General features: G+C 54.1%; 15 protein-coding genes. 5 read left to right on the top strand and 10 right to left on the bottom strand.

The genetic code is table 11. From position 1 onward, the window contains the following. The first annotated feature begins 110 nt into the window (after positions 1 to 110). Positions 111 to 416 (top strand): AzlD domain-containing protein, encoded by a 306-nt coding sequence (locus ACEQ15_RS08845; RefSeq protein WP_370278772.1) that lies wholly within the window; start codon positions 111 to 113, stop codon positions 414 to 416. 27 nt (positions 417 to 443) lie between these two features. Here the strand turns inward: ACEQ15_RS08845 and ACEQ15_RS08840 are convergent, their stop codons facing one another. The 4 genes from ACEQ15_RS08840 to ACEQ15_RS08825 all read right to left on the bottom strand — a co-directional run bounded on the left by ACEQ15_RS08840 (position 444) and on the right by ACEQ15_RS08825 (position 3,429). After that, a complete protein-coding gene (locus tag ACEQ15_RS08840) occupies positions 444 to 1,184 on the bottom strand; it encodes a class I SAM-dependent methyltransferase (protein WP_370278771.1) in 741 nt (246 codons plus the stop codon). A 76-nt stretch (positions 1,185 to 1,260) separates the two neighbouring features. After that, on the bottom strand, positions 1,261 to 1,629 hold the full coding sequence (locus ACEQ15_RS08835) for a hypothetical protein (RefSeq protein WP_370278770.1): 369 nt from the start codon (positions 1,627 to 1,629) through the stop codon (positions 1,261 to 1,263). A gap of 95 nt (positions 1,630 to 1,724) precedes the next feature. Beyond that, on the bottom strand, positions 1,725 to 2,528 hold the full coding sequence (locus ACEQ15_RS08830; RefSeq protein WP_370278768.1) for a DUF817 domain-containing protein: 804 nt from the start codon (positions 2,526 to 2,528) through the stop codon (positions 1,725 to 1,727). A 64-nt stretch (positions 2,529 to 2,592) separates the two neighbouring features. After that, positions 2,593 to 3,429, bottom strand: a complete 837-nt coding sequence (locus tag ACEQ15_RS08825; RefSeq protein WP_370278766.1) for a 6-carboxytetrahydropterin synthase — start codon at positions 3,427 to 3,429, stop codon at positions 2,593 to 2,595. Positions 3,430 to 3,539: 110 nt separating this feature from the next. On the opposite strand from ACEQ15_RS08825, the gene rsuA reads away from it, so the two are divergent. The 4 genes from rsuA (at position 3,540) to ACEQ15_RS08805 (ending at position 6,505) form a co-directional block, all read left to right on the top strand. After that, entirely contained in the window at positions 3,540 to 4,235 is a 696-nt protein-coding gene (rsuA, locus tag ACEQ15_RS08820) for a 16S rRNA pseudouridine(516) synthase RsuA (protein ID WP_370278765.1), read from the top strand. Further along, positions 4,228 to 5,271, top strand: coding sequence for a methyltransferase (locus ACEQ15_RS08815; protein ID WP_370278764.1), 1,044 nt, complete (start codon positions 4,228 to 4,230; stop codon positions 5,269 to 5,271). Before rsuA ends, ACEQ15_RS08815 begins: the two co-directional genes overlap by 8 nt. A 201-nt stretch (positions 5,272 to 5,472) precedes the next feature. Further along, positions 5,473 to 5,658, top strand: a complete 186-nt coding sequence (locus ACEQ15_RS08810; protein ID WP_370278763.1) for a hypothetical protein — start codon at positions 5,473 to 5,475, stop codon at positions 5,656 to 5,658. A gap of 121 nt (positions 5,659 to 5,779) precedes the next feature. Continuing rightward, the gene (locus tag ACEQ15_RS08805; RefSeq protein ID WP_370278762.1) at positions 5,780 to 6,505 is read left to right on the top strand and encodes a YciC family protein; all 726 of its coding nucleotides are present in this window, start codon (positions 5,780 to 5,782) and stop codon (positions 6,503 to 6,505) included. Positions 6,506 to 6,647: 142 nt separating this feature from the next. Here ACEQ15_RS08805 and pnp read toward each other — a convergent pair whose 3' ends face one another. From pnp to nusA, 6 genes are all read right to left on the bottom strand, one after another. After that, positions 6,648 to 8,750, bottom strand: coding sequence for a polyribonucleotide nucleotidyltransferase (gene pnp, locus ACEQ15_RS08800; RefSeq protein WP_370278761.1), 2,103 nt, complete (start codon positions 8,748 to 8,750; stop codon positions 6,648 to 6,650). A 268-nt stretch (positions 8,751 to 9,018) separates the two neighbouring features. Further along, complete coding sequence (rpsO, locus tag ACEQ15_RS08795) at positions 9,019 to 9,288, bottom strand: 30S ribosomal protein S15 (protein ID WP_282354780.1); 270 nt, start codon at positions 9,286 to 9,288, stop codon at positions 9,019 to 9,021. A gap of 147 nt (positions 9,289 to 9,435) precedes the next feature. Continuing rightward, complete coding sequence (gene truB, locus ACEQ15_RS08790) at positions 9,436 to 10,392, bottom strand: tRNA pseudouridine(55) synthase TruB (RefSeq protein WP_370278760.1); 957 nt, start codon at positions 10,390 to 10,392, stop codon at positions 9,436 to 9,438. Positions 10,393 to 10,395: 3 nt separating this feature from the next. After that, positions 10,396 to 10,788, bottom strand: a complete 393-nt coding sequence (gene rbfA / locus ACEQ15_RS08785; protein ID WP_282354785.1) for a 30S ribosome-binding factor RbfA — start codon at positions 10,786 to 10,788, stop codon at positions 10,396 to 10,398. Between the two features lie 19 nt (positions 10,789 to 10,807). Then, positions 10,808 to 13,357: a translation initiation factor IF-2 gene (infB, locus tag ACEQ15_RS08780; protein WP_370278759.1), complete on the bottom strand. Its 2,550-nt coding sequence runs from the start codon at positions 13,355 to 13,357 to the stop codon at positions 10,808 to 10,810. Between the two features lie 28 nt (positions 13,358 to 13,385). Next, a complete protein-coding gene (nusA, locus tag ACEQ15_RS08775) occupies positions 13,386 to 14,876 on the bottom strand; it encodes a transcription termination factor NusA (RefSeq protein WP_370278758.1) in 1,491 nt (496 codons plus the stop codon). Between the last annotated feature and the right edge of the window lie 10 nt (positions 14,877 to 14,886).

The raw sequence follows: 14,886 nt of genomic DNA, 5'->3' as shown, positions 1-14,886 counted from the left end.
CTGTATCAGGTGGAAACCGGTCTGCTGATCGCCTCCCTGCTGGGCATGGCTGCGGGTACAGCGAGTGCCTATCTGCTGGGCGAACCACTGGAGTCGCAGGAGGGTGAAGCATGATCTGGCTGACCATCATCCTGATGACCGCTGTGGTGTTTGTGAGCCGCTACCTGTTTCTGGAACCGCGCCTGCCGCTGCGATTGGGGCCGCGCACCACCCGTTTCCTAAGTTACTCCGCGCCAGCGATCCTGACCGCAATCGCTGCGCCCATTGTCTTTATGCCGGAAGGAGAGCTCGCCCTGGAGATCTCCAACCCCTATCTGATCAGCGCAGCCCTTGCGGTTACGCTGGCCTACCTTACACGTCACGTGCTGTTCACAACCGTGGTCAGCATGGGTGTGTTTTTTGTCATGCACGTTTAGGGTTCCCGTGCATCGGGAACCCAATTTTTACACGCGCAGCAATAAACACAGATACCCAAATTCGTCGCCAAAGCGACGATACATATCGATCTCATGGCGACAGTCGGTCAACGCCCGCTGCTCGCCATACTTCGCTTCCAGCTGATCGATACGATTCTGCATATCCGCATAGAAACGCTCCCAGGCAGCTTTAGGTAAACGCTGCTTGCTCACCACCTGATAACCCAGCACTTGTGCTTTGGCGATCGCCTCAGCTTCAGTCAGCATTGAAGGGTAACCTGCCTGCCAGTACTCCACCGCTTCGTCTGAACGCTGATCAGCAAACCAGCACATCTCAGATACAAACAGGTATCCACGTTCTTTCAGCAACGGCTGCCAGCGCTTCAAGGCGGGTTCAAAACCCATCAGGTAAGCACTGCCCTCCGACCAGATCAGGTCGAAACTGTGATCGGGAAACGGCGGTTCGAACATGGTGCCATTGATCACGTTGATCCGGTCATTCAAGCCTCCACTCGTGACTTTCTCATTCAACCGATCCAAAAATAGCTGGCAATTATCCAGTGCTGAAATCTGCGCGTTACACAGGTGACTTATCAACAGGCTGGCGGTGCCAGTACCACAGCCCATATCTAATATCTGATCAGGTTCACTTTCAGCGCACACCTGCTGCATCACCGCGCGAGCCAGTTGTTCATCCCCCGGCCCCTGCCGTTCCATCTCAACAAACAACTCAAGAAACAGCTGCATGTATTCCGGGCTTTCGTTCATGACCACCCTCGATCTGAAAACAGTATTTAATTCAGACAGTTTAGTGAAATACCCACTGCCTGCACGGTTGTAAGGGCTAGCGGCACTGCCCGGAGAGTGTCATACGCCCTGGCTGGCGCTGCAGATCCAGCACCCGGTAACCCTGCTTGCAGAGACTCTGTTGCACCAGCTCCTCATCCAGCGCAGCCAGAAACTGTTGGCTGATCTCGCTACGCTGGTCTCCGGAGCTGTCTTTGCGCCCGCGCTTACGTGGCGCAGCGCCATCACGCTTGCCCTTTTCCGGTCGCGCGCTTTGCTCCCATTCCTGGGAATACACAAAACGGGTCGGATTCTCCGGGTCGACACTGAAGAAACTGCGCGCAGGCTCAGGCACAGATTTAGAGGCACAACCGGTGATTACAGTGAGCGACAGCAACGATGCTGACAGACAGGTGATTAAACGCATACAGGGCTCCAACGCAGAAAAGAGTTATCCAACCCTGGCAGCCTATCGGGCCAGGGCGTTAACTTGCGCAAGCGCTCTGTAAAGAAAGGTAAAACCTAGAGTTTTTGGTCCAACTCAGGAACACAAGCTTCACGCAGCTTCACCTTATTGACCAGCGTGACCAACACGAAACTGAGTAACATCAACAGATACCAGGACGACAGCTTGGCCAGCGGTACCATTTCCCAGGTTTCCTGCTGATTCGGATAGATCCAGATATTGGCATAGGTCGCCAGATTCTCTGCAATCCAGATAAACAGCGCTACCAGTAGCCATCCCAGCAAAATCGGCATATTTCGGTGTGTATGGGTAACACAAAAATAGATGCGGGTCGGCCAGAACAGCCAGAATGTGGCAGCCAGTAACAGCCAGCGGATATCCCAGACAAAATGATGGGCAAAGAAATTAATGTAGATCAGAGCAACCAGCAGCAGTGTATGCCTCCGCGCGGGATAGACCGAAAACTGAAAATCGAACAGGCGCCATATTCTGGCGATATAACTGCCAACCGCGCTATACATAAAACCGGTGAACAACGGCACATTGCCGATGCCAAAGATGTACTCCTCAGGATACGCCCACGAGCCAATAGCGTCGGACGTTTTGAACAGCTCCATCACCGTTGCCACGATATGAAAGATCACAATGACCAGTGCTTCACGGGGTGTTTCAAAACGGAATGCCAGCAGCAACAGCTGAAAGACAATCGCTGCCAGGAAGATAAAATCGTATCGGTGAATCAGTTCTATTGGGTACCAGATGCTGGTCAGCAACATCACAGCCAATAGGAAGCCGCCAAACATACATGCGTATGCCTGCTTCAAACCAAACAGCCAGAACTCTTTGAGAAATACGATCATAACAGTGCATCCTTGCACAGATTGCTAGCCGTCGCTATAGATCGACGGCGCGGGATCAAGCAGATCAGGCTTCGGCAATCGCGCCCTTGCCCACACCTTCGAACGCCTTCACCATCACGTTGTTGTCCGGGTAGGCCTTCTTGATTTCATCCGCCAGGTGTCGAGCAATCAGTTCGACGGTGGTTTCAGTATCGATCAGGTAACACACGTCCGCAGGAAGCTTCAGTTCGAAGGCACCTTGCGGCGCTTGGTAAGCATAGTGATGCATGTCACCAGCATCGCCGATCAGGTGGTCACGGGTGCCGATGTAGATATCACGGAAGCGCTCAGCCCACTCTTCCTCAAGTGCTTCGCTGCGCTGGTCATCGATGTAGATCTCCAGGGTGGAGCGGTGACCGTGGGCGATGCGCTGACAGTTACCGTCATGCTGCTGCAGACCATGGCTGTAGTGGTAGAACACACCGTCGATATGTTCCGGCTTGAAGCTGACACTGAGGCCTTTGACCTCTTCCGGGAACAGCTCCAGCAGTTTCTCGGTGCACCAGTCCGCCAGCGTATGTGGGGTGATCTCAGGCACGCCCACCAAGGCGATCGCCTGCTGAGGGGAACGACAGTGAAAACTGCGGCCGTCAGCATAGAGCCAATCCACAACGGTGTAACCGTCATCGTTATGATGGCTCAGGCGTGGCATACCGGTCGGCACGACCAGCGCATGGTCGATATAAGTATCAAACCACTGCTTTACTGCTTTCTTCACAATGCCAAAATCGCAGATCATCCCCTGCTCGTTCAGACTGCCGTCCAGCACCAGCTGAACCAGCCAGGACTCTCCCAGCAAGCCACGCTGTGGGTGCAGGTAGGAAAAATCGATATTGGTCAGGTTATCAACGAAGAGTTTCACAGTATTTCCACGGCTAAATTTTGCAGGGGGCTATAGTAGCCTAATCAAGTGTCAGTTTCATTCAGGTATAATGTAGGGCTTTTACCACTCCTGATGACCATTGGATCACTATGCGCCTCGATAAATTCCTCGCCCAAAGCTCCGGCTTTTCCCGTAAAGATGTCCGCAAGATGATGCGGGCCGGAGAGATCACCGTGAATGGCGAAGAGGCCCGTGATCCGGCAATGCATATCAGCGACGAAGACTATATCTGCCTCGACGGTATGCCCCTGGAGGCACCGGGCGAGCAATACCTGATGCTGTATAAGCCGGAAGGCTGTGTCTGCTCCAACGATGATGCAACCCACCCAACCGTGCTCAGCCTGCTGGACCTGCCGCGCGCCGATGAGATGATCATCTGTGGCCGCCTGGACGTGGATACCACCGGTCTGGTGCTGATCACCACCGACGGCAAATGGGCACACCGGGTTACTTCCCCCAAACATAAGACCGGCAAGATCTACCATGTAGAAACCGCCGATCCGATACCACAGGACGCAATCGAAAAGTTCGAGAAAGGACTGATGCTGCACAACGAACCGTTCCGCACCAAACCTGCCAAGCTGGAGATCATCAGCGACTACGAAGCGCAGGTTACTCTCACCGAGGGCCGTTACCACCAGGTAAAGCGGATGTTTGCCGCAATCGGCAACAAGGTGGAAAGCCTGCACCGCGCTCAGGTCGGCGGTATTGTGCTGGATGAGTTTCTGGAACCGGGTGAATACCGCGACCTGACCGAAGAGGAGGTTAACAGCATCTATGGCTGATACTGCTTTTGAGCTGTTGCTCCCTTCTCTCCAGCGAGCAAGCGACAAAACCCTGTGGGTCGCGGACGAAAACCTGATCGGTACTCGTCTGGTGACAAATCCGGCGGTGACGGTGATCGCCAACCGCTACGATCTGTTCACCCTGCTCAAGCAGCACGACTGGAACGCCCGCTTCAGCGATTTTGATTTTAGCGAGTTTGCAGATAACAGCATCGACTGCCTGATCTACCGGGTTTCCAAAGAGAAGCCGGTGGTGCATCACGTGATCAATCAGGCCCAGCGCATCCTGAAACCGGGTGGCCGCCTGCTGCTGGCTGGCGACAAGGGTGAAGGGATCAAGACCTATATCGACAAGGCCAGGAAGCTGTTTGCCGGCGCCTGTGATGCGCAGAAAGCCAGTGGCGATGTCTGGCTGGCCGAACTGACCTGTCCTGAAGAGCCCGGCAGCAAACCACTGGACGACAAGCAGTACACCACTCTGCGCCCGGAAGCCAAAGACCAGAACTTCGAATACTGGAGCAAACCCGGTGTTTACGGTTGGAACAAAATCGATAAGGGCAGCGCCTACCTGATCGAATACCTGGACGCCTTCCTGATGACCATGCCGGAGCCACCGCGCAACATCCTGGACCTGGGCTGTGGTTACGGCTACCTGTCCCTGAACGTCAGCCATCTGGATATCCCGATCACCGCCACGGACAACAACGCCGCCGCTATCGCTGCTTGTGAACGTAACTTCGACCGCTACCCGGTCAACGGCAAAGTGGTCACCGCCGACTGTGCCGACGGCATCAGCAGAAAATTCGACCTGATTCTCTGCAATCCACCGTTCCATGCCGGCTTCGGGGTGGAAGGCGATCTCACCGACCGCTTCCTGCAGGCGGCCCATGACCGCCTCAGCACCCGGGGTGTGGCCTGCTTCGTGACCAACCTGCATATTCCTCTGGAACGTAAGGCACATGACCTGTTCCATCAGGTGGAAGTGATCGCCTCCAACAGCAACTTCAAGCTGACCCGCCTGACCCACCGTATGTAACTTGCAGCAACTATTGCTGTGCCACACTGGCTATCCTGACCGAGGGTAGCCAGCCCGCTCCTCCCTCTCTCCTCAAACCAGCGATAACTGAACAGTAATAAAACAGCAGTCGACAGAACAAGCGTTTTAATTTACTGTATAGTTTTTGTGCAATCGCACAAAAAAAGCACATTCAAACATGGATCTGAGTGGAATGTTGAGATGAGACAGTTGCAGTGCCCCCACCCCGATTGTGAGTCCCACGCCCTGCTACGCGTAAGGCGCTCATTTTTTACCAAACTGCGTTTTCCGGACAGTCGCCAGTACCGCTGCGGCGAGTGTGCCAGCACCCTGATCGTCGACCAGCACGGCAATACCCTCAAGACCCGGTTGAGCACGTCAAATTAGGCGATTTTGCAATTAAAAGGTGTTCCAAACGCTGCAATACGGTTACCCTTACGCCTTCGCGAGCACCGCTTGTGCTCTATGCTGTAAGTGTTAACCGATCCACCGCAGAGTTGTAATCCTGATGCCAGAACTGCCATTCGAGTACATCCGTCAGTCTCTCTACTTCTTCCGCAGTCATTTCATGATGATCATGCGGATTCAGCTGCCTTTCCTGCTTTTGGAAGGTTTTTTTGCCATGATGATCAGCGGTACACCGTCCGAAGAGGGTGCAGCCATGAATCAAGCGGCCTCCGCCCTGCTGAACCTGACGCTGATGCCGATCTATGGCGCCGCAACGATCTACTACCTGAATTCGGTGGTGTACAACCAACCCCTGACAGCGGGCCAGGCAATTGTTAAAGGCCTGAGCCGCTGGTCATCACTGCTACTGGTTTACCTGTTTGTTGGTTTCTTTATTATCAGCGGCCTTTCCTTCTTCATCATTCCGGGCCTGTTTATCCTTGCCCGCCTGGCCTTCGCTGACTACATCTGCGTGATTGAAGGTAAAGGCGTATTCGAATCGATCGCCGAAAGCTGGCGCCGCACCGGCGATTACTTCTGGATCCTGCTCAACGGTTTGGTCATCCTGTTCGTTTGTATCAACGGGCCTAACTTCGCAATTCAGATGTCTCTGGCTTCCGATGAGGGCAGCGCATTCCTGCCAGTGGCGACCAGCATCATCTTCAGTCTGATCAGCGTACTGATCACCGTGTACGGCTTCCGTATCTACTGTGTGCATCGCGAAGCAAACCAGCCGACACCTCCACCACCGGCTGAGATTCCCGAAGATCGGGATCAGGACCAGTAAACAGCAAGCCCCGCATTCGCGGGGCTTTTTATTGCTCAATTCCTGACTGACTCCCGCTGACCGGAACACCACTCCGTAATAAATTACAGGCACAAAAAAGCCCCGCAAATAGCGAGGCTTTTTTAGATCAGACAGTCAGTGCTTAGCTAACTGCATCATCCGCTTCCAGGTCACGCATGGACAGCTTGATACGACCACGCTGGTCAACATCCAGGACTTTAACCTTCACAATGTCATCCAGTTTCACGTAGTCGGAAACCTTGTCGATACGCTTGTCAGCAACCTGAGAGATGTGAACCAGGCCGTCTTTACCCGGCAGGATGTTTACGAATGCACCGAAGTCTTCGATACGAACAACCTTACCTTCGTAGACTTTACCGACTTCTGCTTCAGCAGTGATCGCAGTTACGCGGTCGATCGCGTCTTTTGCGTTCTGCTTGTTATCTGCGTAGATGCGTACGGTACCGTCGTCGTCGATGTCGATCATCGCGCCGGTCTCTTCGGTCAGGGCACGGATAGTCGCACCACCTTTACCGATCAGATCACGGATCTTCTCAGGGTTGATTTTCAGCTGAGTCATCGCTGGTGCGTTGTCCGGCAGTTCAGGACGTGCGTAACCGATAACTTTCGCCATCTCACCCAAGATGTGCTTACGTGCGTGGTAAGCCTGCTCCAGAGCGATCTCCATGATCTCTTCGGTGATACCGGTGATCTTGATGTCCATCTGCAGTGCAGTTACACCGGATTCGGTACCCGCCACTTTGAAGTCCATGTCACCCAGGTGGTCTTCGTCACCCAGGATGTCGGTCAGGACAGCAAATCGCTCGTCTTCTTTCACCAGACCCATTGCGATACCAGCAACCGGTGCTTTCAGCGGAACACCTGCGTCCATCATGGACAGGGAAGCACCACATACGGAAGCCATGGAGCTGGAACCGTTGGATTCAGTGATCTCGGAAACGATACGGATGGTGTATGGGAATTCGTCCTGAGAAGGCAGAACCGCTGCCACACCACGACGCGCCAGACGACCGTGACCGATCTCACGACGACCCGCACCCATCATACGACCACACTCACCTACAGAGTATGGAGGGAAGTTGTAGTGCAGCATGAATGCATCTTTACGCTCGCCTTCGATCGCATCGATGATCTGCTGGTCACGGCTGGTACCCAGAGTACAAGTCGCAATCGCCTGAGTTTCACCACGGGTGAACAGAGCGGAACCGTGGGTACCCTGCAGTACGTCGATGTCTACGTTGATACCACGTACAGTCTTGTTGTCACGACCATCGATACGCGGAGCGCCATCCAGGATACGACCACGTACAGTGGCTTTCTCCAGGGCGCTAACAACACCTTCAACTTCTTTCGCAGATGGCTGACCGTCTTCGTCACCCGCCACTTCTGCAACTGCTTTTTCACGCAGTGCTTTCAGTGCGTCCTGACGCTGCATTTTGTCAGCAACCTGGTACGCTTCTTCGATACCCGCACCTACCGCTGCAGTCACCTGCGCGATCAGGGCTTCGTTCTTCTCAGCTGGCTGCCAATCCCAAGTCGGTTTACCCGCTTCTGCTGCCAACTCGTTAACAGCATCGATAACAACCTGCATTTCCTGGTGCGCAAACAGTACAGCACCCAGCATTTCGTCTTCGGTCAGTTCCTGTGCTTCGGACTCAACCATCAGAACTGCGTCTTTGGTACCCGCAACAACCATATCCAGCTCAGAGGAAGCCAGCGCTTCGTAAGTTGGGTTCAGCAGGTAACCTTCGTCTTCAGTGAAACCAACGCGGGCTGCACCGATAGGACCCTGGAATGGGATACCGGAGATAGCCAGTGCCGCGGAAGTACCGATCATTGCTGCGATATCCGGATCGTTCACTTTATCCGCAGACATCACAGTACAAACAACCTGTACTTCGTTCATGAAGCCTTTCGGGAACAGTGGACGGATCGGACGGTCGATCAGACGGGAAGTCAGCGTTTCCTTCTCGGAAGGACGCGCTTCACGCTTGAAGAAACCACCTGGGATACGGCCTACAGCGTAGTATTTTTCCTGGTAGTGAACAGACAGCGGGAAGAAGTCCTGGCCCTCTTTCGCGCTCTTAGCACCCACAACGGTACACAGAACCTGAACACCACCCATAGTTACAACAACAGAACCGGTTGCCTGACGAGCGACACGGCCTGTTTCCAGGGTCACTTCGTGCTGACCGAACTGGAAAGTCTTAGTAATTGCTTGCACGATCTTTATTCCTCAGTGCTTACATTTTTGAAAATATTCATCTGCATCCCTGCCGGGTAAGCCTGTACCTGAGACCCATCATGCCGTCAAAAGAGCCAGTACTCAGTTGTGCTCTTGTGTTGGTACTGTCTATATCGACAAACGGTACCAAAAAACACAATTGAGTACGGGCCGGATGAATGGAATCCCCTGGTGCCAGACCTCGATCAACCCTTCCATTGGGCTGATAAGACTGGGGCCATACAATGTATGGCCCCAGAGAAACATCTTAGCGACGCAGACCCAAACGCTTGATCAGCTCAAGGTAGCGATCAGCATCTTTCTTCTTCAGGTAGTCCAGCAGTTTACGACGCTGGTTTACCATACGGATCAGACCACGACGGGAGTGGTGGTCGTGTTTGTTCGCTTTGAAGTGACCCTGCAGACCTTCGATGTTAGCAGACAGCAGTGCTACCTGAACTTCTGGGGAACCAGTGTCGCCTTCGCCGCGAGCGAAATCTGCAACGATTGCCGCTTTCTTTTCTGCACTCAGTGCCATGATGTTATCTCCAAATTCAATATGCAAACGACGTCAGTCGTTCTGATTAAAAGAAACGATGTACCGAGCATATTTCCAGTACAACGCCACAACTGCCGACCCGCAGCAAGCTGCCAATCAGCAATATCTGTAGTGTAAGCGCGTTCTCTACTGTTCCGAAGCGATCAGACGTTTAGGCCGTAAAATGCCCTCTGCGTCGATCTCGGCAATCCCCAGAAAACGGGATTTGTCGTCGTTAAACAGCAATACTTCCGCTGCCGGTTCAGCCTCTGTCAGCCGGATACGCTGACCATGGCTGATCCGTTCAGACTGCTCGGGCGTGAGCGCCAGTTCAGGCGCGCCCACCAAGGCTGTCCAAGGCGGTAATAATACCTGATCCAATCGGGCTTGTATGCTTTTTATCTCCTCGTCGCCAGCGCGTGGTTCAGCCAGAGATTCCAGCTGTTCCATGGTGAACATATCCGGCGATTTGTAAGGGCCGGCATCGAGGCGATGCAGCATCTGTACGTGCGCCCCACAACCCAGCATCAAACCCAGATCTTCGACAATGGAGCGGATATAGGTGCCCTTGGAACAGTGCACCTCCAGATCCACCTCGTCACCACGGAAACCGGTCATTTTGATCTCATGGATCGTGACCTGGCGTGGTTTAACCTCGACCTGAATACCTTGACGTGCCAGCTTGTAGAGCGGCTGGCCGTTGAACTTCAGTGCCGAGAACATGGATGGCACCTGCTCGATCTCACCGCTGAAGTTTTCCTCCAACAGCGCCTGAATACGTTCCTCGGTAACATCGTCACCCACTGGCGCGGTCGCAACGACCTCACCGTCAGCATCACTGGAATCGGTACGGATACCCAGCTTGGCTGTAGTGATGTAACGCTTATCGGAATCCAACAGGTAGTGGGAAAACTTAGTCGCTTCTCCCAGACAGATCGGCAACATACCGGTTGCCAGAGGATCAAGCGCGCCGGTATGTCCCGCTTTCGCTGCACCGTAGATGCGCTTTACGCGCTGCAACGCTGCATTGGAGGACATACCTGCAGGCTTGTTGAGCAGAAAGATCCCATCGATCGCGCGACCACGATTACGTCTTCGCGCCACGAGTTACTCCTCGTCCTGATCTTTGGAATTTTCCAGACGCACGGCACTTTCGATCAGGCCGTGCAGATGACGTCCGCGCTCAACGGTTTCATCGAAGTGAAAACGCAGCGCAGGCATAACGCGCAGCTTGATGCCACGCGCCAGCTCACCACGCAGGAAGCCCGCAGCGTTGTTCAACACTGCCAGGGATTCCTTGATCGCGGTTGCTTCATCCTGATCCCCCAGGGGCAGTACGGTCACGTAAACATCGGCGTAGCCAAGATCTTTGGCGATCTTAACGTGGCTGATGGTCACCATACCCATACGAGGATCTTTGATTTCAAACTGGATCAGCTGGGCCAGGTCACGCTGTACCTGGTCCGCGATCCGTTGTGTACGACTAAATTCTCGAGCCATATTTTCCTGTGATACTTAATTACAGCGTACGCTGAACTTCGACGGTGTCGAAGACCTCGATCTGGTCGCCGACTTTAACGTCATTGTAGTTCTTCACGCCGATACCACACTCCATGCCCTGACGGACTTCACCCACGGCATCCTTGAAGCGACGCAGGGATTCCAGCTCGCCTTCATAGATAACCACGTTGTCACGCAGTACACGGATACGCTTGTTACGGTAAACGGTACCCTCGGTCACCATACAGCCTGCGACCAGACCGATCTTAGGTGCCTTAAATACGTCACGTACTTCAGCAATACCCACGATCTCTTCACGGTACTCAGGAGAGAGCAGACCGCCCATCGCCTGTTTCACGTCATCGATGATGTCGTAGATTACGCTGTAGTAACGCAGTTCGATACCTTCACGCTCAACCACGGTTTTCGCCTGTGCATCCGCACGTACGTTAAAGCCGATGATCAGTGCAGAAGACGCCACCGCCAGGTTGGCATCGGTTTCCGCGATACCACCCACACCGCTGGATACGATGTTCACTTTTACTTCGTCGGTGGACAGATCTTCCAGCGCGTTGGACAGGGCTTCCAGGGAACCACGTACGTCGGCTTTCAGGACGATGTTCAGAGACTTCACATCGCCAGCCTGCATGTTCGCGAACAGGTTCTCCAGCTTGGATGCCTGCTGGCGTGCCAGCTTAACTTCACGGTATTTGCCCTGACGGAACAGTGCAACTTCACGTGCTTTCTTCTCGCTGGTTACCATGGTGAACTCGTCACCGGCATCTGGAGTACCGTCAAGACCCAGGATCTCAACCGGGATCGCCGGACCTGCTTCATCAATCGGCTTACCGTTCTCATCCAGCATCGCACGAACACGACCGTAGTGCAGACCTGCCAGAACGATGTCACCCTTACGCAGGGTACCGTTCTGTACCAGCAGGGTTGCAACCGGACCACGTCCTTTATCCAGACGGGATTCAACTACCACACCCTGTGCCGGCGCAGCCGGAGATGCAGTCAGTTCCAGTACTTCCGCCTGCAGCAGTACCGCTTCGATCAACTCGTCGATGCCCTGACCAGATTTAGCCGATACGTTCACGAACATTACGTCGCCACCCCACTCTTCCGGGATAACGTCGCGCTGTGCCAGTTCGTTTTTCACACGATCCGGATCAGCTTCTTCTTTATCGATCTTGTTAACCGCTACCACCAGAGGTACGCCTGCCGCTTTCGCGTGCTGAACCGCCTCTTCAGTCTGTGGCATTACACCGTCATCCGCAGCTACTACCAGGATAACGATATCGGTCAGCTTGGCACCACGTGCACGCATTGCGGTAAACGCTGCGTGTCCCGGTGTATCCAGGAAGGTCACCATGCCATTGTCAGTTTCTACGTGGTATGCACCGATGTGCTGGGTAATACCACCGGATTCGCCTGCAGCAACGCGGGTTGCACGGATGTAGTCAAGCAAGGAGGTTTTACCGTGGTCTACATGACCCATTACGGTAACAACCGGTGCACGGCCTTCCTGCTCACCCTGTGCCTGCTGGATGCTCTCCATCAGCGCCTCTTCCACTGCATTTTCCTGCATTGGCTTCGGCGTGTGACCCATCTCTTCAACCACCAGTACAGCGGTATCCTGATCGATCACCTGGTTGATGGTTGCCATCGCACCCATCTTGAACATCACCTTGATCACTTCTGCAGCCTTGACGTTCATCTTCTTCGCCAGGTCTGCAACGGTCAGGCTCTCAGGGATGGTGACTTCCATTACCTTAGTGGTCGTAGGTTCGGTAAAGCCGTGTGCATTTGGCTTACCGCCAGAACGCGCTGCACCACCGCGTGCGTTTTTGTTACGGCTAATCTTGCCGCCACGACGGTTCTGACCACCTTTGTCGCCACCACGCTTATCACCACCGCGGGCATTCTTCTTGCCGCCACGACGGTCATCATCGCTACCGCCACCGCGCTGTTCACGGGTGCGCTGACGCTCAGCTTCGGTTTTCTTAGCTGCTTCGCGAACCGCTTCCTGCTGTTTACGCAGAACTTCTTCTTCCGCTGCACGGCGCTTGGCTTCAGCTTCTTCCGCCGCTTTCGCAGCTGCGTCCTGCTCCTGCTGAGCTTTTGCTTCCTGTTCCGCCTTCAAGCGAGCTTCTTCAGCCTGGCGTGCTTCTTCAGCCTGGCGCGCGTCAGCTTCTGCCTGCGCAGCCGCTTCTGCAGCAACCTGCTGCTCCTGCTCCGCCACCTGCTCATCTTCCAGCGTATCGCGTTTAACGTAAGTACGCTTCTTACGCACTTCTACGTTAACGGTTTTTTTCTTGCCTGAAGCACCTGCCACTTTCAGGGTAGAAGTGGTCTTACGTTTCAGGGTGATCTTCTTAGGCTCACCCTCTTCAGCGTTTTCACCGTGGCTGCGTTTCAGGAAGGCCAGCAGAGACTGACGCTCACTTTCTGAAACGCCGGAGGTTTCAGTTTTCCCATTAATGCCCGCTTCCTGCATCTGCGTCAGCAAACGATCAACGGAAACACCAACCACATCGGCAAGTTGTTTTACTGTTACTTCTGCCATCTTGGTTCTCCTATTCCGCCGGCCCGTGTTAGTCCTGGTCCTCAAACCAAGGCGCACGCGCTGTCATAATTAATTCCGCAGCTTTCTCTTCGTCCAGGCCTTCCACATCCAGCAGATCTTCAACCGCCTGTTCAGCCAGGTCTTCCATGGTTACGATGCCACGAGCGGCCAGCACGAACGCCAGGTGACGGTCCATACCGTCCATCTCCAGCAAGTCTTCGGCAGGCTCTGCTTTGTCCAACTGCTCTTCGCTTGCAATCGCCAGGTTCAGCAGCGCATCTTTGGCACGTGTGCGCAGCTCTTCAACGATATCTTCGTCGAAGCCGTCAATTTCAAGCATCTCTTCCACTGGAACGTAGGCAACTTCTTCCAGTGTGGTGAAACCTTCGTCCAGCAGTACTTCTGCCACGTCTTCATCAACGTCCAGGTGCTCGATAAAGGTTTCCAGAACGGATCCGGTTTCGCTCTGCTGCTTCTCAGCAACTTCCTCTTCGGTCATCACGTTCAACTGCCAGCCAGTCAGTTCAGCTGCCAGGCGCACGTTCTGACCGCTACGACCGATCGCCATCGCCAGTGCTTCCTCAGCAACCGCAACGTCCATAGAGTGGGTTTCTTCATCGATGATGATGGAAGCCACATCCGCAGGCGCCATTGCGTTGATCACCAGCTGTGCCGGGTTGTCGTCCCACAGCACGATGTCTACACGCTCACCACCCAGTTCGGTGGATACAGCCTGTACACGTGCACCACGCATACCTACACATGCGCCAACTGGATCGATACGGCCGTCGTTGGTTTTCACCGCGATCTTCGCACGGGAACCAGGATCACGTGCCGCTGCACGGATCTCGATCACCTCTTCGGAGATCTCAGGCACTTCGATGCGGAACAGCTCGATCAGCATCTCGTTGCAGGTACGGCTCAGTACCAACTGTGGACCACGACCTTCAGCACGTACTTCAGACAGGATTGCGCGCACACGGTCACCCATGCGGAACGCTTCGCGCTGAATCAGCTGATCACGCGGCAGCAGAGCTTCCGCGTTGTTGCCCAGGTCAACAATAATGTTATCGCGAGTCACTTTTTTGACACTGCCGGAGATCAGCTCACCGACACGGTCACGGTACAACTCAACAATTTTTGCACGCTCAGCTTCGCGTACCTTCTGCACGATAACCTGCTTAGCAGTCTGTGCAGCGATACGGCCGAACTTAACGGACTCAACCTGCTCTTCGTAGGTATCACCAGGCTGCAGGCTGGTATCCAGCTCTTCCGCTTCTTCCATAGTCAGCTCGGTACCCAGTGCAGGTACTTCTTCGTTGCTCACTACTTTCCATGTACGGAAGGTGTCGTAGTCGCCGCTTACACGGTCGATCTCTACACGAATATCCGCTTCTTCGTCGTAACGCTTTTTCGTCGCAGCTGCCAAGGCGAATTCGATCGCCTCAAAGATCACCTCTTTAGGTACATCTTTTTCGTTAGATACAGCTTCTGCTACCAACAGAATCTCTTTATTCATTCCTCTGCCT

Source organism: Pontibacterium sp., from assembly GCF_964228735.1.
Taxonomy (GTDB): Bacteria; Pseudomonadota; Gammaproteobacteria; order Pseudomonadales; family Balneatricaceae; genus Pontibacterium.
Note: the sequence above shows the minus strand (reverse complement) of the source record. Positions and strands in the feature narration are given on the sequence as shown.

Excerpts from the sequence above, each read along its gene's own strand:
- rpsO (WP_282354780.1), bottom strand. The coding sequence starts at position 9,288 with ATGGCACTGAGTGCAGAAAAGAAAGCGGCAATCGTTGCAGATTTCGCT.
- ACEQ15_RS08805 (WP_370278762.1), top strand. The coding sequence starts at position 5,780 with ATGCCAGAACTGCCATTCGAGTACATCCGTCAGTCTCTCTACTTCTTC.
- nusA (WP_370278758.1), bottom strand. The coding sequence starts at position 14,876 with ATGAATAAAGAGATTCTGTTGGTAGCAGAAGCTGTATCTAACGAAAAA.
- rbfA (WP_282354785.1), bottom strand. The coding sequence starts at position 10,788 with ATGGCTCGAGAATTTAGTCGTACACAACGGATCGCGGACCAGGTACAG.
- ACEQ15_RS08845 (WP_370278772.1), top strand. The coding sequence starts at position 111 with ATGATCTGGCTGACCATCATCCTGATGACCGCTGTGGTGTTTGTGAGC.
- ACEQ15_RS08810 (WP_370278763.1), top strand. The coding sequence starts at position 5,473 with ATGAGACAGTTGCAGTGCCCCCACCCCGATTGTGAGTCCCACGCCCTG.
- ACEQ15_RS08840 (WP_370278771.1), bottom strand. The coding sequence starts at position 1,184 with ATGAACGAAAGCCCGGAATACATGCAGCTGTTTCTTGAGTTGTTTGTT.
- ACEQ15_RS08835 (WP_370278770.1), bottom strand. The coding sequence starts at position 1,629 with ATGCGTTTAATCACCTGTCTGTCAGCATCGTTGCTGTCGCTCACTGTA.
- rsuA (WP_370278765.1), top strand. The coding sequence starts at position 3,540 with ATGCGCCTCGATAAATTCCTCGCCCAAAGCTCCGGCTTTTCCCGTAAA.
- ACEQ15_RS08815 (WP_370278764.1), top strand. The coding sequence starts at position 4,228 with ATGGCTGATACTGCTTTTGAGCTGTTGCTCCCTTCTCTCCAGCGAGCA.
- ACEQ15_RS08830 (WP_370278768.1), bottom strand. The coding sequence starts at position 2,528 with ATGATCGTATTTCTCAAAGAGTTCTGGCTGTTTGGTTTGAAGCAGGCA.
- infB (WP_370278759.1), bottom strand. The coding sequence starts at position 13,357 with ATGGCAGAAGTAACAGTAAAACAACTTGCCGATGTGGTTGGTGTTTCC.